Raw genomic sequence first — 22,840 nt, 5'->3', positions numbered from 1 at the left:
GCTCCGCGAGCGGACCGCTCGGCGCTACGGGAGGAGGCCGGCACCGATGACGCCCGCTACCACCACGAACGACGTCCGCACACCGCTTGCCGTCCATCTCCTTGACCTGGCCCAGCAGTTCACCCGACACCAGGACGGCTTCAGCCGCGTACCCCTCTACAGGGCGTCGCCCGGGAAGCTGGGTCCGCACCTGTACCAGCAGCTCGCGCAGGCGACCGAACTGGCCAAACAGGCCCAGCGTATGCGCGAGGTCGTCGAAGCCCACCACGCGGCGGGACTGGTGTACGACATGTACGCCGCCAGCCGCGTCACCCAGCTCGCCTTCCTGGCGATGAACGCGGACGACGTTCTCGTCGCAGCGCTCGACCAGCTCGAAGCCGCCCGCCCCGGAGACCGTGCCGAGGAGGAAGCCCTTCTCCGGGAAGTGGCCGTGCCCGTCCTGCGCGCCCAGGAGCTGACCCGGCATGCCGCCCGCGACGCCGTCGACGCAGCGGCCGATTTCGCCCGCAGCGCCTCCACACGCCGAGGCTTCACTGCGTATACGCGGGACGGCCAGGATGCCCGTGAGGTCCGCCTGAGCAGCACCCAGCACGCCGCCCTGATCTCCATCGCCCGCGGACAGGTGACCGTCTCCAGGGACGCCGGCGAGGTGTTCGGCAAGATCCCCCGCCTGTCCATCAGCACCCTGCGCTCCCTTCACAGCCGCGACTTGACGGAGTACCACCCCGACGACCGGCCGTCAGGCCGAGCTCAGCGCGTCGCCCTCTCCCTGAAGGGACGCATCGCCCTCGCCACCGCGTTCGGCGCCCCGGCCGGTACCTCTGCGAGTGCCCACCCCGCTGCGACTGTCGTGAAGGCTGCGGCGTCCAGGCTCACCGCTTCCTTCCCCTCACTTCCCGGCGCCCCGGCCCGGACGCCCGCGCGAAAGCCCCTCTCGTGAACGCCGCCATCCCCGACCTGGCGCCCGCTCCGCATACCCCGGTCTCTCCCCCGGGCGACGTCGTGGCGCCGCGAGCCGCCTGGCCGAGGGACCGCCGGACCGATCGCTACAACTGGGAGCTGGCCCGCGGTCCGATCACTGCTTTCGGCGAGGCCAAGTCGCTGTCCGTCTGGGCCAAGGACCCGCGGTGCGCGGTCACCCGCGAGATGTTTGCGGACCCGGCTCACCCTGGGCTGGGAACCTGCGGACGCGATCACGCGCGAGCGACACGAGAAGCCGGCGCTGCAACACACCTACCAGGGGCGTACTTTGACCCTTCGCGGGTGGGCGGAGCAGTCGGGTATCAGGTACCACACCCTGTACAGGCGGCTCACCAAGTCGGGGATGTCGTTCGAGGAGGCCCTGCTCAAGGGGCCCGACGGTCCCGACTTCGCCCTGCCCGTCCGGGCATTCGGCGAGACCAAGCCGCTCTCTCACTGGGCCGTCGACCCCCGGGCCAACTGCAGGGTCACCACCATGCGGCGCCGGATAGCCCAAGGGTGGGACGCCGAACAGGCCATCAGCGAGGAGCCGCAGAGCCGCTCGACGCTCGGCACCGGTGTTCCCCACCGCGCTTTCGGACGCAGCATGGGCTTGGAGGACTGAGCCCGCCACACGCAGATCCCCGCCGGCACCCTGCGCGCCCTGGGCTGGAGCCCTCACGCCGAGCCCAGCACGGCGCACGACCTGATCGCGATCTCGCCCGCGAAGCTCCGCCCCGGCGACCAGATCCTCGGCGTCACCACCGACGGCGACACCGAGCCCGTCCTCACCGTCCGGCGTCCCCCGGCACACGTCTCCGCCTCCTCGCCGACATCACCCCCGCCCACTGCCCCCACCCCGCGCCCGAGGAAATAGACGTGACCGACATCAACCAGGCCCTGCCGCTGTACGACATAGCCAACCAGATCGACCGCCTCCGGTTCCAAATGCGCGCCCTGCCCGCATCAATTCCAAGCGTGAGCGCCGCCTTCGCTCCAATACACACCTTGACCGGAATCATCACCAAGGTCAGCGACGAGGTGAGCCGCCGCCTCGCCGGCCACATTTCCAGCAACGAGGCGAAGGCCATCGATGCTTTCGGTGACGCCTTCATTCAATTGGGCGAAGCCGTGACCGAACTCGGCTGCCTGCATGCCGAGGTGGCATTCTTCAATTTCACCACATACCCCACTCACAGAGGAAGCTCACCGGACTTGGAGCGCCTTACCAGAAAGCCCGAAGAGGTCATTTCCGGGTGCCGCGAAGCGGCTGACGCAATCCTCGAAACGGCGGCAGGCGAACTGCGGGCAGCGGCCGTCAAGCTGGCACCGCCGCCCGCCCGCGCACGAGCCACCACCCCGTCACCCCACGCCACCGACTCCGAACCAAGGCTTTCCACGCCCACCAGCCCGCCTCCCCCGGGAGGTCCCGGCGTGACGCCACGCGCGGTGAAGAGCCGCTGAGCCACCTGCCCCTTCACCCGCTGGCCCGGCCGCCTCCGGCACCCCCACCGTTGCACTGATCACGCGCCCTCATCTTCAAGGAAATCGCCATCCCCACCGCCTCCCCTACCTCCACCCAGCCGGTCTTCCGTGCTCTTTCTCTCGGAGCGGGAATTCAGTCCAGCGCTCTCCTCGCCCTGTCCGCCGAAGGTGTTCTCCCGAAGGTCGATTACGCGATCTTCGCCGACACCGGGTGGGAAGCCCAGGCTGTCTACGATCACCTCGACCGTCTCGAACGCGAGATAGCCGGCCCGGCCGGTATACCCGTTTTCCGTGTTTCCTCCGGGAATATTCGGGACGACGCCCTCAATCCCGATCACCGCTTCGCTTCCATGCCTCTCTACATTCTCAACAGGGACGGCCGTCCCGGGATGACCCGGCGACAGTTCACCGGGGAATACAAGATGAATCCCATCAAGAGGAAGGCCCGGGACCTTCTCGGATACCCGTACCCCGCGCGCGTCCCGAAGGGCATATTCGCCGAGCAGTGGATCGGCATATCCACCGACGAATTCCATCGCGCCAAGGACGCGGGCGTGCAGTACATGCGCAACCGGCATCCGCTGATCCACATGGGCTGGTCCCGCCCCGGCCGCATCACCCCACCATCCTCTTCAGCCCGGTCCATCGTCTGCCAGGCCCTCTGACCGAAAGCCCCTGATGCCGCACGCCGCCGCCAATGCCCACGTCCGCTTCGCGCTCCACCCCGACCACTACCCCGCCGTCGTCGCCACCATCACCGGTCCGACCGCCGATGCCGCCCGCTCCCACCTCTACGAAGCCGGCTTCCGCCCCACCGGGCCGACGACGATGGTGCTGGCCCGCATCGACAGTGAAGAGCCCTACTACACCTCCCATGCCAAAGTGACGCTGGGCAACTACGGGTTCACCACCGAGATCACCCCCGCCCTCCAGGAGGAAATCGACAAAGCGTGGACCTGGAACGACGACGTTCAACGCTGGACCACACGCTCCGATGCCCGTCAGCTCGGCGCCGAAGCCCAAAACATCCACGACACGATCGCCGACGGCCGCCTGGTCATCCACCTGCATGCCGGCAGCGGGGCGTCGACCTCAGCCGTCGGCACCTACACCGACGATCAGAGCCACAGCGTCCACATCCTTGGTGAGAACCACTTCCGGCACATCGATTCCATGCATCGCAACATGGGCGACGCCATAGCCGAGTTCCGCCGGTTGCACTCGGGCGACGTCCGCCCTGGACCCGCGCCGCTTACCGACTTCGAACAGACACTCCGACATCTCCTCACCACCCCGGTGGACGACGAGCACGGCAAGGAACACGCTGCGGCGTCTGCGGCTGCGCCGCCGGCGGCGGGCCCCGGCGAGCACAGGAAGTTCGTGCAGGGCCTGCTCAGGTCCGGCTCCCGTTGGGAGGAGTACCGAAACTGGGACGGCAAGAAGACCCTCGCGGCCCTCGGCGATCCGACCGCGCGAGTCGAATTCGACCACGAAGCCCGTCACCGCACTGACATCGCCTGGACCGTCGCGCAGTACGACGGCCACGTCGGTGAACGGCTCTGGGCCGCCACCTTCACCCCCCACACCCCGGTCGCCCTCATCGACGCGACCCTTCGAGAACTGGCCGCCTCGCCCTTCGGCGGCCCCGCCGACCCGACCGAGAATCTCCGCAGGGCCGGATGGCACGCGGAGAACCGTCTCGGCCACTCCACCTGGACATCCCCCGACCGCACCATCACCCTCGCCCGCAGCCCCGACACCACGGACCGGTGGACCTTGTACGGCGGAGACAGCCCCGACCAGGCGGTGTGGGCCATCCGCCTCTCCGCAGGCGTCAGCGACAAGGTCCTCGCCCGGCTCGCCGGCACCGCGGTCGGTCTCGTCCCCTCGACGCCTGCCCCTGCCCCCGCTCCCCGCCCGACTCCCCTCCCCCTGCTTCCCGCAACCACCCCGCGGCCCCGCACCCTGTGAGGCCCTGCCCGCCCCCGGGCATGACGGCCACCTCCGGTCGGTACGCCTCGCACCGGTCCAGGCAGTCTCGCGAGGGTGCCCACCGAAGTCGTCGACGCTGGGCGGCCTCGGCGGGCGAATCACCGCTCGCACCCGAAGTGGGCATACACCCGGGCCCGGACTCCGGGCTCGCCAGGAACGCGTCGTACCGGCATGATGCCGGAGGTCTTCCACCTCTGCTGGAGGGCATCCATCACGGCGTGGAGGGTGTCTTCGCCGGCGGCCGTGATGTCCAGGACGACGAGGCCGGGCGCCGCGATGTGCTGCTCGTCAATGCGCATGCCCTGACCGACGATCGCGGGCGGCCACCAGTTCGCCTGCGGGCGGGGAAGCATCCATTCGGGGAACCGTGTACGCCCTCTGGCCCGGCAGCGCTCGCGCGGATACCGGGCCCGTCGTAGACAAGAGAGCGCAGCCGATTCGAGGACAGGACCGAACAGGCAGCCCCACATCGGGAGCCGTGTCACCCCCGAGCCGGGACACGGCTCCCGCTCGGACAGGGCCGAGGACACGGTGGTACACCAACCTCCGACCGAGCCGCCGCTCGGAGTAACCGGGCGCAATATAGGCGGCGATCTCCGGTTTCCGAAACCGGGGATCGCGCGGACCATGGAGGGCACACCGCCTCCCCCCCCCTGTCCCTTCGGCGAAAGGCCCGCCCACTCACATCAAGACCACGGTCTACGCCGCCGCGTACGACAGCCGGAAGAGCTCGACGGCGCGCTCCACATCCTTCTCCGAGCGCAACTGGACCTCCAGGTCGCCCGTGCCGTGATGGCCCAGCCCTGTCACGTCCCGGGTGAAGCCCGGCACGAGCTCCACCGTGGCCGGCGCGGCCTTGAGGTACACGAGGAGCTTGTCCTGCCTCGGCACGACGCAGGCGAAGTTCCGCAGTCTCTGGTAGGCGTCGTACTGCTTGCGCTCGACCTTCGTCACGCCCTCGCCCAGCCCCAGCAGCGTCTCGTCGACGAAGGCCGCCAGCTCCGCCATCGCGTCGGTTCGCCGACGAGGAGGGGCTCCCCGGCCTCCGCGGGTGTGCTCCCGGCGCGCCGGGCTGCCCTGGGCAGCCACCGACGCGACCGTCTCCAGCGCGATGTGGTGACGACCGAGCAGGGTGTAGCGCACGAGGTCGATGGACCGGCGGTGCTCACGCACCGCGTGCAGGTCGTACCGCGTGAAGCCACCGGCGACGCAGATCAGCCGGGGCGCGCTCCACAGGACGCACGCAGCTGCCTCCGCGCCGAGCCGCTCGCGGACCACGGCCTCGAACTCCTCGCGGTGGTCCATCAGCCAGGCCACGTAGAACAGGCCCTGCGACAGGACGCCGGGATCCGTCGCCCGCTTGTACTCGACGATCACTGGGGCGCCATTCTCATCAAGCCCGAGCGAGTCGATGCGCCCTCCGTGCACGGGCCCCGTGCTGTACTCGGTGGCCAGGAAACGGACGCCGAGCATCGTCTCCATCGCGCTCTCTATGAGCGCCTGCACGTCGGCTTCCGCCTCAGCCAGTCGCGGCGTGACCTCGGTCACGCCGTTCTTCGTATCGAACAGTTTCAGTTCCAGCCCCTCCCCACTCGGCATTGCCGCAGCAGAAACACCAAGGGGGTCGGATGTATTTCCAGGACCGTCACCACTTCATGCGGAGTACGGCTAAAGACCCAAGAGTGCAAATTTGGGACAAAGTCGCACCGTAGGGCATGCGGGGGCCGTCAGCGTGACGCCTCGTCAAATGCGTCGCTGACCCGCGGACACGCCAAATTGCGTGACGGCCTCCGGAGCCGTAACGGGACAGCGCCACGACACCACCGCAACGGTCGGCACCACCATCTTCGCGATCCTCGGCCGTCTGAAGGACGCTCATCACAACTCGGGCCCGTCGGGGCAGCAGCTTGCAGCTCTTCGAGAGCGCCGCAAGGCCCTGGGGTCAACCAATGTCTGAGGCCTCTACCAAGTTCGGATCGGCTCGCCCCCGGTTCCGCGCCGGTCAGCGTCTGGAGAGTCCGGCGGTCAGATTGAGCGTGACGGTCTGCCCACCCCTACTGGTGTATCCGGCGGTTGTCCGCCTGTGGGGCAGGAGGGCGATGTTGCGGAGTGCGGGTGTCTTCGCCCAGCCTTCCGGGGTGTTGGTGGCCGGATCTTGGGTAAGGCCGCCGGGCTGGCCTGTGGAAATCCATTTCTGGGGGATGGGGATGGTGCGGCGCATGAGCCGGCGGATCGTCTTGCGGTCGTCCGGCTTGACCCGGCGTGGGAGTCGGGTGCGTGGGGTGTGCTTGGTGGGGTGGAGCCAGTGGTGGCCGTTGGCGTCGGTCCAGACGGGCAGGACGCGGATGCTGGGGTCGCCGAGGCGGGTGGTGAGGAGTTCGCTCGTGTGGGTCGAGTTCGTCAGGGGGTGGAGGTTGGTTCCTGTGCGGTGTTGGCCGATGGCGACGAGGTCGGCGAGTGCTTGCTGGGCGTACTCCTCGGATTGGCGGCGGGTGTCGTCTGCCGAGGTGTAGGTGTCGCTGTAGACGGCGTCGACGTGGTGCTGTAGTTCCTCGGGGATCGCGAGGGGTTCGGTCAGGGTGGCGAGGTGTTCGTGGGTGCGGCGCAGGAGGCTGGCGTCGTAGACCTCGCCCCAGTAGAGGGGAGTTGTCGGCTGACCGTTCCCGGTGACAGGGGTCAGCACGTGCAGAACGGCGTCCTGGGCGTATGGGGGGCGGGAGCGGCCTTGGTGGCGGTGGCCGCGGCCGGCGCGCTGCGCGAGGAGCGCGAAGGGGGCGAGGTCGCTGATAATGAGGTCGAAGTCGACGTCGAGGGACTGCTCAGCGACTTGGGTGGTGATGACGACGAGGGGCCGGCCGGGGCGTTTTCCGTTGGGGGCGGTCCAGCGTCCGTCGGGGTGCCGGCGGGCGGGGAGGGTGGGTCCCGTCCAGCGTTCGAGGCGGTGGGTGACGCCGTGGCGTTGGTGGACGGGCATGCGGGCGTGGAGGATCCGAACGAGGGTGGCGCTGTCGGCGTATGCGCTGGCGAGGGCGGCTTCGGTGGCCTGGGCGTCGGCGACGGTGTTGCAGACGATCAGTGCCGCACCGAGGGCCTCGGGGTGGGTGTGGAGTGACTGGAGGAGGTCGAGGATCCGGTCGGTGCGCTCGGTGGTGTCTGTTGCGGAGGTGGTGGGTGTGTAGGTGTGGGTGTGAATGTTCAGGTGGTGTGCGCGGGGGGACGGGAAGGGGCCGCGGGTCGTGGTGGTGCCGGTGGCGTGGTCGGTGTACGTCCAGCCGGGGTATGTGGGGGTGAGCGTGTCGAGGTCGGGGTGGCCTGCGCCGCGCCGGTAGGCGTTGAGGAGGCTGCTCGCGATGGTGCTGGTCAGGGTCGCGGACAGGACGACGACGGGTACGCCGAGGTGGCCCAGCCATTCCAGCAGCGTCGTGGTCAGGGCGTGGCCGTGTGCGTCGTAGGCGTGTGCCTCATCGATGATGACAGTCTTCCCGGACAGGCCCAGCCATCTCATCGTGGCGTACTTGTGGGGCAGTACGGCCCGGACGGCCTGGTCCCAGGTCCCCACCGCTATCCCGGTGAGCAGGCCGCGGTGCGGGCCGCGGAGCCAGTCGGCGACCAGGGCGGGGTTGTCCAGGCTGGGAGTGAGGTCCTCGGGTGTGTACTCGGCGTCGAGCCAGGCCAGGGAGTGCAGGCGTGCCACGGGCGTCTTGCCCCGGCAGTTGTGGCCGGCGTGCCGGACGAGACGGCGGTGCATCGAGTCGGTCGTGGCCATCGTCGGCAGCAGCATCGCCAGGCCGCTCGTGCCCGCCGACCGTCCCAGGACCCGCTCCGCGAACAGGGCGATCTCCGTCTTCCCGTCCCCTGGGGCGGCCGTCACCAGCAGCATCCCGGGACCATCGACCAATGCCGGGAGTTCGCGCTCGATACTGGACTGCAGCGGGTACGGCTCGACTCCGGCCAGATCCGGGAACATCGCGCCGAACGTCTTCGCCTGCCTCCACGACGGCGGGAGGAGCTGCGCACGAGCGAGGACACGGGTCCCGGCGCGGCGCGCCATGCCCAGATGCCCGAACCAGTCTCCGGCCGTCCAGCGGGACTTGCGGTGCTGGCGCTGGCGCGCCTTGAGCCACCAGGACTGTGACGCCAGCCAGTCCGCCAGCGACACCAGCCCCGTGGTGACCGCGGCAATCGGCGCCGCCGCCCGGCGAGCCGGCCACACCGGTACCCCGAACAGCTCCCCCACCAGCCTAACCATCGCCTCGCGCTGCTCGTCCCAGCCTTCCTCACCGAGCCCGGGTGCCACGGTGATCGGGCAGGTGAGTGTTCCGTTCTGGTGAGAGAGCGGCTCTCCGTAGCGGCCGTGATGACCGCCGAGGATCTGCCCGAGCTGCTCGGCGACGAGCCGGGCGGGCCGGCCGTCCAGCGGCAGGCCGTGGACGCGGTGCAGCAGTTCGGGAAGCGCCAGGTGCACTCCGTGATCGTGGTAGGGCGTCAGCTCCTCGGTAGCGGGGAAACCCGCCGTCCCGGACAGCGCGTCCGCGACGGGGACCTGGCGCTGAAATACTGGGGTGGCCTTCGCGAGATCGTGGAGGAACGCGAGCCAGACCAGCAGCAGTCGCGTCTCCTGCTCGGTCAGACCCCAGCCCACTGCGAGCATCCGCCGTTGCCGGCCCGTCAGGTACCGCTGCCACAGCACCTCCATCATCACGGCCGTATCGACGCCGTGACAGCCCAGCGGATACGGCCTGAGCAGTCCCCTCTCCTTACCCCACAGGCGGGGATCGAGCCGCATCACCGGAATCCTCCTCAACGACGACCTCCGTACGACGCCTCGACAGGCAGAGCCGCCGTCCGCTGGTACAGATCCAACTCCACAGGGATGGAACAGACGCTCACACGAGCCCGGGCATCTCATTCCGGCTCGGCGCAGCTCCGCGCGGGCGGAGCGCTGGAGCGGATACGGTCCGCATCACCGCGCAACACGGTGCAGCTCCACAAAGGCGGAGCAGACACTGAACACCACTCGATCCAACGACCTACCGTACAGCTCCGCACGGACAGAGCAGAGCAGATGTCTGCTCACGGCCTGATCTCGGCCGCTGGCTCCGCGCGGGCGGAGCGGACACCAACCGCCCCTAAGGAGACCGCTCTTGGTGCGGTTCAGCGCGTGGGCGGAGCGGACTGGGCATCCTCGACCCAGGTGACGGGGATGACCGGTTCAGCTCCGCGCGGGCGGAGCGGACGCCTGGCCACCCGACACCAGACCAGCATCACCCGGTTCAGCTCCGCGCGGGCGGAGCGGACTCGAACCGGGCCGGCTCGATGGGCGTCGACGTCGGTTCAGCTCCGCGCGGGCGGAGCGGACCCCGGCCGACTCGACCACCGGGCGGCGGACCGGCGGTTCAGCTCCGCGCGGGCGGAGCGGACCTCAGGGGTGGCTGGCCCCGGCGGAGGTGCGAACGGTTCAGCTCCGCGCGGGCGGAGCGGACCAGCAGGTAGACGCCGTCCCCGAGGGTCACGGCGGTTCAGCTCCGCGCGGGCGGAGCGGACGGCCGGCGCAGCAGGGCGGGGTCGCTCACCGGCGGTTCAGCTCCGCGCGGGCGGAGCGGACGGAGCCGTCGCCGGCGCCGGTGGCGATGACGACGGTTCAGCTCCGCGCGGGCGGAGCGGACCATACCGCGGGGGCTGGTCAGCCTCGGAGGAGCGGTTCAGCTCCGCGCGGGCGGAGCGGACTCCGAGGAGTGCTCGCCCCTCGTACCTCCCGGCGGTTCAGCTCCGCGCGGGCGGAGCGGACGGGTGGAGGCGGGGCCGGGAGCCAGATGCTGCCGGTTCAGCTCCGCGCGGGCGGAGCGGACCTGCGCCGCCTGCTGCCGCGCCGCCTCCATCACGGTTCAGCTCCGCGCGGGCGGAGCGGACGTCACCCTCATCGGCCTCGTCGTCATGCTGATCGGTTCAGCTCCGCGCGGGCGGAGCGGACAGCGGGTTTCGGCGGCACGGCGAATGGTTCGACGGTTCAGCTCCGCGCGGGCGGAGCGGACGACGGCGCCGGCCACCACCAGGAGGTCGTCGACGGTTCAGCTCCGCGCGGGCGGAGCGGACCCCGCAGTACGACGGTCGCGTCCAGGCCGTCGCGGTTCAGCTCCGCGCGGGCGGAGCGGACAGGGAGGATCACCGCATGAAGCCCAAAATGACCGGTTCAGCTCCGCGCGGGCGGAGCGGACACCAACACCGAGGATTTCAGCGGGGCCTTCACCGGTTCAGCTCCGCGCGGGCGGAGCGGACTGCGGTGCGGCCCTGTGCGTGACGGCCTGCACCGGTTCAGCTCCGCGCGGGCGGAGCGGACTGCGAGGCGTCTCACTTGTGCGAGGCATGCGACGGTTCAGCTCCGCGCGGGCGGAGCGGACGCAGAAGATCGTGGCACCAGACCTTGGCTGGGCGGTTCAGCTCCGCGCGGGCGGAGCGGACGATGCGCGGGTCGCTCGGCTCGGGCAGCACCTCGGTTCAGCTCCGCGCGGGCGGAGCGGACGCTGGCAGAGGAAACCGGCGGCGCGCCCGACGGTTCAGCTCCGCGCGGGCGGAGCGGACGTTCAGCACTACCGGGGTGTCCCGCCGATCACCGGTTCAGCTCCGCGCGGGCGGAGCGGACTCCTCCTTGCGCTGGGCCTTGGTGCGGGTGGCCGGTTCAGCTCCGCGCGGGCGGAGCGGACGACACCAGCCGGACGCTGCACGGTGTGCACGTCGGTTCAGCTCCGCGCGGGCGGAGCGGACCGCGTGACCTGGAAGCCCTGAGTCAGTTCCAACGGTTCAGCTCCGCGCGGGCGGAGCGGACACCCACCCGCTCGGCTCCCCGCGCCTCGGCCCCGGTTCAGCTCCGCGCGGGCGGAGCGGACGTGGCCCACCGCTCCAAGTCGCCCACCGGCTTCGGTTCAGCTCCGCGCGGGCGGAGCGGACCCTTCGCGACCTGGCGTTTTCTGGGCGATTTGCATTTTCTTTACCTGCCTTGCGGGGTGAGGGAGAGGAGACCCAGACCGTACGCCTGGCCTTTGCCGATGCCGTTGGTGACGGCGGCTCGGGTGGCTTCGGGGTCGGTGATGGTGGCGATGCCCTCGAATGCGGTGGCGCGCAGGGTGATGGGTTTGGTGTTGCTGGTGGTGGCGTTGATGCGGGGAAGGGGGATGTCGGTGATGAGTTCGGGGCGGAGACCGTTGGTGGTGGCGGTCCGTGTCCACCAGGCGATGATGCTCTCTTTGGTGGCGGGGAGGGTGACGCCGCGGCGCTTGGCGGCCTGCCGGGCGGCGAGTTCCAGGAACGCTTCGCGGATGCGGGTGGCTTCCGCGTAGGTTTTGCCGTCTTTGACGGCGGACTCGGCGCGACGGTCGGCTTCCTCCCGGATTGCGGCGGGGTCGCGGAGGCAGGTGGTGGGGTTGGCGTGGATGCGGTACTGGACGGTGCGGCCTTCGGTGAGCCACTCGAGGACGGGGGTGGCGTCGCGTTGTTCGGCGGTGAGGGCGTAGCCGTCGGGGAGCCGGTCGAGGTGGAAGGGGACGGTGGCCTGGAGGAGGAGGGTCGCGCCGGCCGGGTCGCGGTCGACGCGGTGGAGGAGGCGTGCGTCGTGGCGGGCGGTGGGGTTTCCGTCTTCGCGGTCGATGAGATTCATGGTGGTGCGGTGCATCTCGGCCGGGTTGACGAGGTCGCGGTGGGCGGCGCGGGAGGCGGGGTTGAGGCGGATCCGGGCGAGGGTCAGCCGGGTGGTGGTGAGAGTGGTCACAGGTGGTCCTCCTTGGCCGGGGTGGGGATGCCGAGGTGGTCGGCGAGCGCGTTCAGCCAGGCGGTTCCGAGACCGCCGTTGGGTGCCGGGATGGTGCGCTGCTGTTCCCAGATGGGCCGGGTGGTCCATGCCCGGTGGTGGCCGGGGACGGGCTGGTCGTGGAACTGGCTGCTGCTGGGGGCGGCGAGGGTGGGTGCGCTGTCGTGGACGTAGGTGACAGGGCCGGTGTGGTGGGTGGGGCGGTGGAGGGGGATGTGGTCGAGGTCTTCGAGGGCGTGGTCGCTGCGGGTGAGGAGGAGGGGGGTGTCCGGGGGGCAGGAGCGGCGCCCGAGGTAGGGGGCCCAGACCGGGTGGGTGAGTGCTTGTGCGGTGAGGTCGAGGACGGGAGTGGGGCCGGTGACGGCGAGGGTGAACGCGGCGTCGCTGAGGTAGTAGCGGGTGGAGACGATCGGGGCGTCGCGCGTCTTACCTTCGGCGGTCGTGAGTCCGAACACGGGGTCGTGGTTGCCACCGATGGTGTGGAAGTCGGCGAGGATCGTGCCAGGTCTGTCGACGCGGACGGTGTAGGAGAGCTGGGCGAGGTCGGTGTTGTCGGCGTCGCGTTCCCGGCCGAGGCAGCAGGCGATCATTCCGGTGAGCGCGGATCGGGTGGGCTGCCGGTAGGTGGGGCGGAGGTTGGCCTGGGCGGGTCCGCCGTATGACTGGAACGGCCCGGACAGGTGCATGATCAGGCCGTCGCTCATCCGGTGATGGCCTTGTCGATGGTGGCCAGGGTGGTGCTCACGAACTCGTCGAAGTTGTCGGCCCGGTCACCGAGGTGGGTGAACTCCTGGTCCGCGAGCGTGACGTGGGCGTGGCCGGCGATCCCCTTCACGCCGAGGAATCGGTGGTGCGCGCCGGCGTGGGTGTCGAGGCGGGTCACGCTGGCGGTGAGGTAGCCGCCGGTCGCGGTGGCGGGCACGGGCTCCTCGAACGCGCCGGCGAGGTTGACGGGCCGGTCGGTGCGCACGGCGGCGTAGAGGAGGTGGGGGACGGTGTGGGGGGCGGTGGCGGATACCTTGCCGGCGTTGCGGTGGGCGACGATGGAGCGCAGGAACGCTTCGACGACGTCGCGGGCGGTGGTGCGGTCGCCGTCGAGGTTGCCGATCAGTTTGGTGATGTTGAGGGTGGAGTAGCGGTAGAGGGTGGTGCTGTTGTAGCGCTGCTCGCCGAGGTGGCCGGCGCCGGAGGCTTCGCCGAGTTCCTTGAGAATCTCATCGACCGCGGTGAAGCTGTCCAGTTGGGTGGACACCGCATGCGTGGAGAAGGCGTGCGCGGTCTGGATGGCCGACTCGACGGTGGAGCCGGGCTCGTTGGCGAGCATCCGGCCGTAGGCGGCGATGACGGCGTTGCGGGTCCGCAGCAGGGACAGGGTGTCGTCCTTGGTGAGGAACCCGCCCTTCTTGTCGGTGATCTTCTTGGCCTGGGCGGTCAGGACCTGCGTGCGGTTGGTGTCCTCCTCCGGCTCGTCGTCCTCAGCGGGCGCCGCCTCCGCATCGCCGTCCTTCGTCTTGGCCTTCGACTTCTTCTGCGCGGCCTTGGCGAGGTCGGCGTGGGCCTGAGCGATGAACGGGGCGAACTCGGCGCGGTGCCGGTCGGCCAGGTCGGCGAGTTCGGTGACCGCACCCTCAGGGAGGAACAGCAGCACGTTCGTGCCGCCGTTGTCGGCGATGCCCACTCCCTTCACCTGACAGGACAGCAACAGCATCTGCACGGCGGTCAGTGCCTCGGCCTCGTCCCAGCCCCGCTGGACCAGCTGCGCCGTCGCCGACAGCGTGGCACCGCGGCTGCGGAACGCCTTCACGCCGAGGATCTCCTGGACGGTGCCGCGCTGGTGGTACTTCTCGTGCTGCGAGGACTCACGGCCACGCAGCACGCCGCCGATCACGGCGCTTTTCGGAGCCCCGTTCCGCCCGCGATTCGCTGACGCATACGGCGTTGCCTGGATCTGCGCCAGGTCCAGGTAGACGGCACGGGGAAGGCTGATGCTGGTCACTTGACGGTCTCCTCGCTGTCGGTGCTGTGAAAACTGCGGGCCCAGCCGAGACGGACCTGCGCGGGCTGGTGAGGCCAGCGCAGCAGGTCTTTCAGGAGCAGGGGCCAGATGATGCGAACCTTCGCGGACCGCAGCCGTTCCACCACGGCCGGGATCTCCCGCTGGAGGGTGGTCTGGTCGAGCTCGGCCAGGTAGCCGAGGGTGCCGGTCGCGCTGTCGCGGGTCATGACGCCGCGGTGGCACGCGGTCGCGAACGACCAGCCGAGGTTGTGCCACGGCTTGAACGGGGCTTCGGGCGCCGTCCCGGTCGTCTCGAAGGTGCGCGGGTTGGGTGCGTCGTGGGTGGCGTAGAGGGCCGCGACGAGCAGCTTGGGAAGCTCCGCGTTGGCGGTCGCGGGCGGCTGGTAGCCGGCGGCCATGAGGTGGGTGTAGAGCGGCCAGCGGGATTCGCCGGCATCACCCGTGGGGTGTTCCAGGTCGGCCAGGACGATGTTCAGGCCCCGTCGCAGATCGGACCGTCCGGCGGGAGTGGAGCAGGCCCTGCGGACGACGTGCATGAACGAGTCGCCGCGCCCCCGGCTGGTCTCGGGCGTGGTGGTGGTCATGAGATTCCTCCGTGGTTCAGCGGCGGGGCGACTTGGGCGGGGGGATACGGCCGTCGCGGAGCTCGAGCCCGATGCGCAGCCACTTGCGGTGCTCGGCCACGGGCAGGAACCCGGCGAAACTGGTCGCGATGTCGGCGGTCACCTCGTCGTAGACGGCCCGCGTCATCGCGGCCAGCCCGGCGGCCGGGTCCGTGACCGTGCGCACCGCGTTCCAGAAGAGGTCGTCGGCCCGGTCCCAGAACACGGTCTGCGCCTGCTCCTCCCACGGGCTTGTCTTCGCGCCCGGGTCGATCTTTCGCCACGCCGACCGCAGTTGGCTCAGCAGGTGCTGCTCCGCGTGTTCGCAGTCCTGCCGTCCGACCGCGACGATCCGGGCCCGTCGCGGTTCCATGGCCGGGAGGCAGGCCGCCAGGGTCTCCGGGGTGGTGGCCGTGTAGGCGATCGAGTCGCCCATCTCGCGCTTGTCCTGGTCGTAGCCGACAGCGCGGACCCTCACCGGGCCGACGGCCTTCAGCTGGTCAAGGGAAAGCTGGGTGTACACGTCGATCCACGCGGGCCGGTGAACACCCTCCGGCGCCTTCACCGACGGGTCGGTCGCTGCGATCAGCGCGTCGAAATCCCGCAGCAGGCCACGCCGATGACTGCCCCGCACCGGACCGCCCTTCTCCCGGTCGAGGACGAACGGGTCGCGGACCGCGGGAAGATCGGTAAGGGTTCCCCACGCCACCCAGCACTGTGACACCTGGCCGTCGGTGACGTTCACGAGGATGTGGTGTGCGGCACGGGCGGTCAGCAGACCGATCGGGCCGGCCGGAACGAGGGGGGCCATTGGGTCGGCCGGCCCGTCCGCTTCCCACGGCGCGGTGTCCGGTCCGGGGCCGGACGGCCAGGCCCAGGGCGGCGGGCAGGACAGCAGCGCCGACAGGAACAGGTCGCGGCACTCGGGGAAGTAGGACACCAGGCTCCGGTACGGGCCGGCCTTCATTCTCTTGGTGTTCTTCCCGCCGTGGTCACGCAGCGCGCCAGTCCCGCAGGGCCCGTACCCGCGCCACAACATGATCCCCTCGAACGCGGTGTCCAGGTCCATCGGAGCGTCCTGCGGGGTGTGGTCCCACCACACGGCGTTGTTCCCCGCCGCCCGGTCGAAGTGCAGCTTCCCGGAAGCGGCCGGCTTGCTGCACTCTGCGGCCAGCGCGGGATGTTGCAGGAACGGCCGCACCGGATCGGCAAGATCGAACACGTACTTGTCGAAGTAGGCGTCCACCGCGTCCCGTTCGAGGCGCCCCGATCCGAGGAGCCTGTCGAGTCGGTCCTCCCACTCCTCCCGGTTGCCGCGGTCCAGGCCGCCGATCCGGGCAACGCAGGCGGCCACGAGACGGCGGATTACCGCCTCCGCCGCGGGATTGACCGGCAGGTAGGCGTCCAGCAGATGCAGCCCCGCCACCATCACCGGAAGCGGCACCATCGCCCACGCGCCGGGCGCCGCCCCGGGCAGCAACTCAACGATCTCGTCGGTGTGGGCATCGGACCGCACCCGGACACGGACGCGGGGAAACCGCGTATCGGCGACCTCAACCATGCCCTTCCCTTCATAACTGAAACGGCATCAAAAACACAGCCCAGCAGGGTAGTTAGAGCACATAGCCCCGCGAGACCTCGGAGACTAGAGCGCCGTGCGGCAATGGTCCAAACCGTGGCCAAAGCCCTACACGATCAACCCACACGGCCGCCGATTCAGCCCACACTAGAAGGAGGGTCTGACAATCCCCCGTGCCACCGACTGCGCCCCCGGGCAACACCCACCGAGCACCGGGTAAGGTCGGAACACGGCCTCCGCCGAACCAGGCAAAGAACCTGCAAAGCCCGGAAAAACCACCAGGTCACGAAGGGTCCGCTCTGCCCACGCGGAGCTGAACCGGTCGCCGCGCTGCTCGACACCCGGCGCCGGGCGTCCGCTCTGCCCACGCGGAGCTGAACCGCATGGACGGATTAACGCCTGACTAGGGCGTGCGTCCGCTCTGCCCACGCGGAGCTGAACCGGTGACCGCGCCTGCGGTGGTGGCGTAGATGCCGTCCGCTCTGCCCACGCGGAGCTGAACCCCTCGGCTGCGCCGGTTCCACGAGCTCGTGGAAGTCCGCTCTGCCCACGCGGAGCTGAACCCTCCGCGTGCGCGTCCTCGGCGTCCTGGGTGACGTCCGCTCTGCCCACGCGGAGCTGAACCTCCTGCGCACCGCCGACGTCCCGGCCGAGGTGAGTCCGCTCTGCCCACGCGGAGCTGAACCGGGGGAGGAGACCTGGGTGCCGGCCGACACCACGTCCGCTCTGCCCACGCGGAGCTGAACCGGTCGTCAACGAGGGCATGCTGCCGCCCGTCGGGTCCGCTCTGCCCACGCGGAGCTGAACCGCTGACGCCGTCGACCCCGACCTCCGGCCGGGAGTCCGCTCTGCCCACGCGGAGCTGAACCGCGGGGGTGTGCCCGCGTCGGAGGAGGTACGGCGTCCGCTCTGCCCACGCGGAGCTGAACCGCTCATCGGTCTCCACAAGATCCCCGGGCCGGTGTCCGCTCTGCCCACGCGGAGCTGAACCGGAACGCTCGGCCGTGGTCTACGAGCAGACCATGTCCGCTCCGCCCACGCGGAGCTGAACCGGGGATTCGGGCCTGTACCCGGGGGATGCCGTCGTCCGCTCCGCCCACGCGGAGCTGAACCGCTGTTGCAGGTGGCGCAGGGTCGTGCTGCGACGTCCGCTCCGCCCACGCGGAGCTGAACCGATGATCTGGCCCAGCATGTTGGGCATCTCGGCGTCCGCTCCGCCCACGCGGAGCTGAACCGCAGGGCACCGGGCCGGCCAAGCTCGTCGCTCCGTCCGCTCCGCCCGCGCGGAGCTGAACCGTCCTGCTGGCTGAGGGTGTGGCTGGCCTTGCCGTCCGCTCCGCCCGCGCGGAGCTGAACCGATCGCGGGCGAGGACCAGGCCGCCGACTCCACGTCCGCTCCGCCCGCGCGGAGCTGAACCGACCCGCACCGACGACGCGTGGCGGGCCCACGAGTCCGCTCCGCCCACGCGGAGCTGAACCGGCGACGGCGGAGGTGACATTCACGGCGTTGCCGTCCGCTCTGCTCACGCGGTCGTACTTCCGGACGTCAACATGGACGACGACGCTCAGGGTGCCTACTCCTCCGGCAGCACGCTTCTCACGTGGACCACCCGGCTCACCCCCATCCGACTCCCACCCCCTTATACGACCAAGCGGAAATCAAGACCCTCGTCCCATGTTCACCGCATTGAGCGAATGGAGCCCGGTGCGCTGCCCTATCGTCACCAACCCCACCTACCGTGAACGCCTGCCATGGGAGTCGGAGAGAATCCCTGCCGTTTCGTGCCCCTGCCCGGCCCGGAGGCCGACCAGTGGTGGCGCTGCAGGGCGACCCATGCCGGCCTGTGACTCCATGTCCTCGATCCCACCACTTTCACGGCAGCACGCCGCCCTACAAACAGGAGAAATGAGGAATGCGGCACAGCCTCGTCCGCGATCGCGGCACCACCACTGCGACCGACCCCCATGCCCTCCGCCAGGCCATCCTGACTGATACCGGACGCGACAAGCCCTACGACGCCGTCATGCTCAACCTGGCCCCGCGACAACGGCATGAGCGCACAGAGGCGGGGAGGCGACGCCCGGCAGCGGCTCGCCTCCCCCACCCTCGCGATGCTGCCCAGGATCGCTGACTCGCTATCGTTCCTCTACCTCGACATGGTCCGAGTCGTACAGGACGACACCGGCGTCTGCGCTCAGATTCAGGTCGATGCCGAGCGCACCGACCTCGTCTACATCCCCACCGCGGCCCTCTCCTGTCTCCTCCTCGGTCCGGGTGTCTCCATCACCACCCCCGCTCTGAACACCCTCGCGCGTCACGGCACCAGCGTCGTGAGCGTCGGAGCAGGAGGCGTGCGCGCCTACGCCGGCATCCTCCCCGCCTCTCTCACCACCCACTGGCTCGAACAACAGGTCACCCGCTGGTCCGACCCGGAACAACGCCTCGATGTCGCCAAGCGCATGTACGGCATGCGCTTCAAGGGCGCCGAGCTCCCGAACACCGTCACCCTCGAGCAGTTACGCGGTTTCGAAGGCCAGCGCATGAAAGCCTTCTACAAGATCCTCGCCCAGCAGCACGGCATCGGCCGCTTCCGCCGCAACTACCACCCCGATCAATGGGAGGCGCAGGACCCCGTCAACCTGGCCCTGTCCGCGGCCAACACCTGCCTCTACGGCATCACCCACGCCGCCCTTATCGCCCTCGGTCTCTCCCCGGCCCTCGGCTTCGTCCACGCCGGAACGCAGCATGCCTTCGTATACGACGTCGCCGACCTCTATAAGGCAGAGACCACCCTGCCGCTGGCCTTCGCCCTCCACAATTCCGACCATCCCGAGCAGGAGGCACGCCGTCGCTTCCGCGAGGACCTCCGCCTCCTGAAACTCCTGCCCAGTATCGTCCGCGACGTTCAGACTCTCCTCACACCCCGGCCCCGCCATGCGACGACTGACGGCAACACCCCTGCAGACGGCGAAAGCCCCCAGGAAAAGCACGATGTCCAGATGGTCCACCTCTGGGATCCCAAGGTCGGCGTCCTGCCGGCCGGCGTCAATTACGCCCGAGGGGACGGCTGATGCCTTCCATGGTCGTCATCGCCACCACTGCGGTCCCTGACCGCCTCCGAGGGGCCTTGAGCCGCTGGACCAGTGAAGTCGTCACCGGCATCTTCGTCGGCAGCGTCTCCGCCCAAGTGCGCGATCAGCTCTGGCAAGCCGTCAGTGAAACCGTGGGCGATGGGGCTGCTGTCCTCATCCATCCCTCGCCCACCGAACAGGGCTACTCGATCCGCACGGCCGGAACACGTCGCCGCGTACCCGAAGACTTCGACGGGCTCACTCTGATTCGGATGAGAGCCGCACCAAAGGTGAAGAACCCGCCCAGCTCTTCCTGAGATACAGAAACGACGACGGCGCCGTCCAGGCCAACGTCCTCTCCGCCGACGCCAGGGATGTGATCCCGTCGCTGCGAACCTGTTCACTTCTTCCTCGTCAGCCTGAAGCTGTTCCGAAGTGTTGGATCGTGATGTGTTCCGCAGGGCTGAAGCAGGACCCTCTGGTCTGATCCAGAAGTGTGAGTGTCGGCGCCCCATCGCGCCGACAGCAGGGGTCGCCTTATCTACTCCATGCAGGAGCACCCGGACCAACGGTGACGCGCCGGGGCGAATCCCGGATCGCCGGGCGGTCCGGGCGCAACGACCGGAGCCCGGTAGGGCGGCGGGGAGCGGCGGGAGTAGAACAGCTGCACGCTCCGGCCCGGCCGAAACCCGTGCGAAGGTGTTGCACCCGGGTGTCGGTTGGAGCGGATGCCACCTTCCACCAGCTCTCGCACCACCGTGAGGCCGTACGGCCCCGTTCACGAGTGGCGCGTGGGCCGACCAGTCGGTCACGCCCCGAGCTATCGATCCCCCAGGCCCGAGTGGGAAGACCGGTATACGACGACCGGTGTGCACTGCTCCCCGTTATGTTTTTTGTGGTCCTGCAAGAGGACCGCTGGCCTCCGGGCCCGGCATGACTGTGTCCCCCTGTCCGAGATGACCTGGGGGGGTGGTGTTCACCGGGCTCGGGGGTGTTCGTCGGAGACGCTGATGAGAGGTCCGGCCACCGTCCGGTCCGGCGCAACGCCGGGCGGTTCGCGGGCGGCAGGTCTGCATAACGTGGATGCGCGAGCACGACACCCGAGCCGAGGCCGGCACCGTCAACATCTGGAAAGGGCACGATGTTCGAGATCGAAGACGTGGGCGTGTTCCTCGGCCTGGACGTCGGCAAGTCTGCTCATCACGGCCACGGGCTGACTCCGGCAGGCAAGAAGGTCTTCGACAAGCCGCTGCCCAACAGCGAGCCGAAGCTGCGGGCCGTCTTCGACAAGCTGGCCGCGAAGTTCGGAACCGTCCTGGTCATCGTGGACCAACCCGCCTCGATCGGCGCCCTGCCACTGACCGTCGCCCGCGATGCCGGCTGCCGCGTCGCCTACCTGCCCGGCCTGGCAATGCGGCGGATCGCCGACCTCTACCCCGGCGAGGCCAAGACCGACGCCCGCGACGCGGCCGTGATCGCGGACGCGGCCCGCACCATGCCCCACACCCTGCGCACGCTGGAACTCACCGACGAGATCACCGCCGAACTCACCGTCCTGACCGGCTTCGACCAGGACCTCGCCGCCGAGGCCACCCGCACCTCCAACCGGATACGCGGCCTGCTCACCCAGTTCCACCCCTCCCTCGAACGCGTCCTCGGACCCCGCCTGGACCACCAGGCCATCACCTGGCTGCTGGAGCGATACGGCTCCCCGGCCGCCCTGCGCAAGGCCGGCCGCCGCAGACTCGTCGAGCTGATCCGCCCGAAAGCCCCACGCATGGCCCAGCGGCTGATCGACGACGTCTTCGACGCGCTCGACGAGCAGACCGTCACCGTCCCGGGCACCGCCACCCTGGACATCGTCATCCCTTCCCTGGCCGCATCCCTGGCCGCCGTCCACACCCAGCGACGGGCGATGGAAGCCCAGATCAACACGCTTCTGGAGGCCCACCCTCTTTCCCCGGTCCTGACGTCGATGCCCGGCGTCGGCGTCAGGACCGCCGCCGTCCTGCTGGTCACCGTCGGCGACGGCACCAGCTTCCCCACCGCCGCCCACCTCGCCTCCCACGCCGGCCTCGCCCCCGCCACGAAACAATCGGGCACCTCGATCCACGGCGAACACGCCCCCAGAGGCGGAAACCGCCAGCTCAAACGGGCGATGTTCCTGTCCGCCTTCGCCTGCATGAACGCCGACACGGCCTCCCGCGCCTACTACGACAAGCAACGCGCCCGCGGCAAAACCCACACCCAAGCACTCCTCCGCCTCGCCCGCCAACGCATCAGCGTCCTGTTCGCCATGCTCCGCGACGGCACCTTCTACGAACCCCGAACACCATCCCTGGCTTGACGAAAGACATAGAAGCGCCCCTCCAGCGCCCCAGGCCCGGACCGGGGTTGAGGCAGCGACGCAAAGTGATGGAAAGACTCAGCCGAAAGACACCCCGGATTACATCCGGAGCGACCTCCATCGATTCCCGGAACAGCGCCTCTCTCGACCGTGCTGGTTCGGTGCTGGTTCTCGCCCTCCGAGATCCGGGAAAGCACAGGCCCTTTAGGCATTTTCACGGCAGAGGCTGGATCGCCATCTCGCCCCGCGTCGCTGCGGCATTCCACCGCCGAAAACGATTGGCGCCCCGAACCCGCAGCAAACCAGGTGTTCCGTTCACCGGGCTGGTCTTCTGCTAACCCGACGGCCACCCATTCGGACCGCACCTGGTGCCCGCCCGGCTCCACCGGCGATTTTCGCGCCGCAGGCCGCGCGGGCCCGTGCACCGGGGCGCTGGCCCGAGCCCGCGAATACACAGTCGCCTTCGCCCCTTCACCCCGCCCCGCTCGTCGCCCTCGTCGACCGGATCGGCGATAGACCGCTCGGACACGCTCCCCGCACGGCTCACCTGCAGCGCCTCCATCAAACGCACCCGCCGGCATCGAACCCATTGGCAGGACCCGAGAGCGTCCCCACGACCCGGTTGCAAGCTGGACCCGCGGCGTGGGCACGAACACCACCCAAAATCAAAAACTACCCAGTCCCTGCAATTTCCAGGGCAGGGAAGAAGACGAAAGCGTGCAATATAGACTATGGTTCCCGGTTTCCGAAACCGGCGGTTCGCAGGGATGATCAGAACGCCACCAACCTTTCCTCGCCTGCCACTTGAAAGGGCCCTCCGGAACTGATGCAACATCAGAAATAATTCCAACTCAAGCCACCTTGTCGATCTCGGCGCGGGAGTGCACACGACCTTGGGGATTCTCCTCGGTCCTACCGGGTGCCCTCACTCCCACCTCTGGGTTGAGTCACCCGCAGGGTGCTGACCTGGCCCGGACTCTCTTCG

15 protein-coding genes, 1 pseudogene and 2 CRISPR repeat arrays are annotated in these 22,840 nt (G+C 69.4%); of the genes and pseudogenes, 8 read left to right on the top strand and 8 right to left on the bottom strand.

The annotated features are described in order from the left end of the window. Window positions 1–46: 46 nt before the first annotated feature. The 5 genes and pseudogenes from ACGFRB_RS29320 (at window position 47) to ACGFRB_RS29300 (ending at window position 4,416) form a co-directional block, all read left to right on the top strand. On the top strand, window positions 47–940 hold the full coding sequence (locus ACGFRB_RS29320) for a hypothetical protein (RefSeq protein WP_393247307.1): 894 nt from the start codon (window positions 47–49) through the stop codon (window positions 938–940). A 384-nt stretch (window positions 941–1,324) separates the two neighbouring features. Continuing rightward, window positions 1,325–1,585: a hypothetical protein gene (locus tag ACGFRB_RS29315; RefSeq protein ID WP_393247305.1), complete on the top strand. Its 261-nt coding sequence runs from the start codon at window positions 1,325–1,327 to the stop codon at window positions 1,583–1,585. Window positions 1,586–1,839: 254 nt separating this feature from the next. Then, window positions 1,840–2,424: a hypothetical protein gene (locus tag ACGFRB_RS29310; protein ID WP_393247303.1), complete on the top strand. Its 585-nt coding sequence runs from the start codon at window positions 1,840–1,842 to the stop codon at window positions 2,422–2,424. A 152-nt stretch (window positions 2,425–2,576) separates the two neighbouring features. Beyond that, a pseudogene (locus tag ACGFRB_RS29305) lies at window positions 2,577–3,050 on the top strand (hypothetical protein); the annotation flags it as partial. Between the two features lie 73 nt (window positions 3,051–3,123). Beyond that, entirely contained in the window at window positions 3,124–4,416 is a 1,293-nt protein-coding gene (locus tag ACGFRB_RS29300) for a DUF317 domain-containing protein (RefSeq protein ID WP_393247301.1), read from the top strand. Window positions 4,417–4,535: 119 nt separating this feature from the next. Here ACGFRB_RS29300 and ACGFRB_RS29295 read toward each other — a convergent pair whose 3' ends face one another. The 8 genes from ACGFRB_RS29295 to ACGFRB_RS29260 all read right to left on the bottom strand — a co-directional run bounded on the left by ACGFRB_RS29295 (window position 4,536) and on the right by ACGFRB_RS29260 (window position 16,418). Continuing rightward, a complete protein-coding gene (locus ACGFRB_RS29295) occupies window positions 4,536–4,790 on the bottom strand; it encodes a DUF6207 family protein (RefSeq protein ID WP_393247299.1) in 255 nt (84 codons plus the stop codon). Window positions 4,791–5,136: 346 nt separating this feature from the next. Next, a complete protein-coding gene (locus ACGFRB_RS29290) occupies window positions 5,137–6,036 on the bottom strand; it encodes a transporter (RefSeq protein ID WP_393247297.1) in 900 nt (299 codons plus the stop codon). Window positions 6,037–6,439: 403 nt separating this feature from the next. Next, entirely contained in the window at window positions 6,440–9,223 is a 2,784-nt protein-coding gene (gene cas3, locus ACGFRB_RS29285) for a CRISPR-associated helicase Cas3' (RefSeq protein ID WP_393247295.1), read from the bottom strand. A 303-nt stretch (window positions 9,224–9,526) separates the two neighbouring features. Beyond that, window positions 9,527–11,382: direct repeats of the CRISPR family, unit length 29 nt; unit sequence CGGTTCAGCTCCGCGCGGGCGGAGCGGAC. Window positions 11,383–11,422: 40 nt separating this feature from the next. Further along, complete coding sequence (gene cas6e / locus ACGFRB_RS29280) at window positions 11,423–12,199, bottom strand: type I-E CRISPR-associated protein Cas6/Cse3/CasE (RefSeq protein ID WP_393247293.1); 777 nt, start codon at window positions 12,197–12,199, stop codon at window positions 11,423–11,425. Then, window positions 12,196–12,942 carry a type I-E CRISPR-associated protein Cas5/CasD gene (gene cas5e, locus ACGFRB_RS29275; RefSeq protein WP_393247292.1) on the bottom strand — a complete coding sequence of 249 codons (747 nt, stop codon included), beginning with the start codon at window positions 12,940–12,942 and terminating at the stop codon, window positions 12,196–12,198. The genes cas6e and cas5e overlap by 4 nt, the downstream gene beginning before the upstream one ends. Further along, on the bottom strand, window positions 12,939–14,234 hold the full coding sequence (locus tag ACGFRB_RS29270; RefSeq protein WP_393247290.1) for a type I-E CRISPR-associated protein Cas7/Cse4/CasC: 1,296 nt from the start codon (window positions 14,232–14,234) through the stop codon (window positions 12,939–12,941). Before ACGFRB_RS29270 ends, cas5e begins: the two co-directional genes overlap by 4 nt. Next, on the bottom strand, window positions 14,231–14,839 hold the full coding sequence (gene casB, locus ACGFRB_RS29265; RefSeq protein WP_393247288.1) for a type I-E CRISPR-associated protein Cse2/CasB: 609 nt from the start codon (window positions 14,837–14,839) through the stop codon (window positions 14,231–14,233). Before casB ends, ACGFRB_RS29270 begins: the two co-directional genes overlap by 4 nt. A gap of 16 nt (window positions 14,840–14,855) precedes the next feature. Continuing rightward, entirely contained in the window at window positions 14,856–16,418 is a 1,563-nt protein-coding gene (locus ACGFRB_RS29260) for a type I-E CRISPR-associated protein Cse1/CasA (RefSeq protein WP_393247286.1), read from the bottom strand. 310 nt (window positions 16,419–16,728) lie between these two features. Further along, window positions 16,729–17,916: direct repeats of the CRISPR family, unit length 20 nt; unit sequence GCCCACGCGGAGCTGAACCG. Between the two features lie 632 nt (window positions 17,917–18,548). Here ACGFRB_RS29260 and cas1e point away from each other — a divergent pair. The 3 genes from cas1e to ACGFRB_RS29245 all read left to right on the top strand — a co-directional run bounded on the left by cas1e (window position 18,549) and on the right by ACGFRB_RS29245 (window position 21,855). After that, window positions 18,549–19,508, top strand: coding sequence for a type I-E CRISPR-associated endonuclease Cas1e (gene cas1e, locus ACGFRB_RS29255; RefSeq protein ID WP_393247394.1), 960 nt, complete (start codon window positions 18,549–18,551; stop codon window positions 19,506–19,508). Next, window positions 19,508–19,825 (top strand): type I-E CRISPR-associated endoribonuclease Cas2e, encoded by a 318-nt coding sequence (cas2e, locus tag ACGFRB_RS29250; protein ID WP_363009490.1) that lies wholly within the window; start codon window positions 19,508–19,510, stop codon window positions 19,823–19,825. Before cas1e ends, cas2e begins: the two co-directional genes overlap by 1 nt. Before the next feature lie 824 nt (window positions 19,826–20,649). Next, window positions 20,650–21,855: an IS110 family transposase gene (locus ACGFRB_RS29245; protein WP_393247284.1), complete on the top strand. Its 1,206-nt coding sequence runs from the start codon at window positions 20,650–20,652 to the stop codon at window positions 21,853–21,855. Window positions 21,856–22,840: the final 985 nt, after the last annotated feature.

The sequence above is a fragment of the Streptomyces sp. NPDC048718 genome (assembly GCF_043198875.1).
Classification (GTDB): domain Bacteria; phylum Actinomycetota; class Actinomycetes; order Streptomycetales; family Streptomycetaceae; genus Streptomyces.
This window is presented reverse-complemented; position numbering and strand designations above follow the sequence as displayed.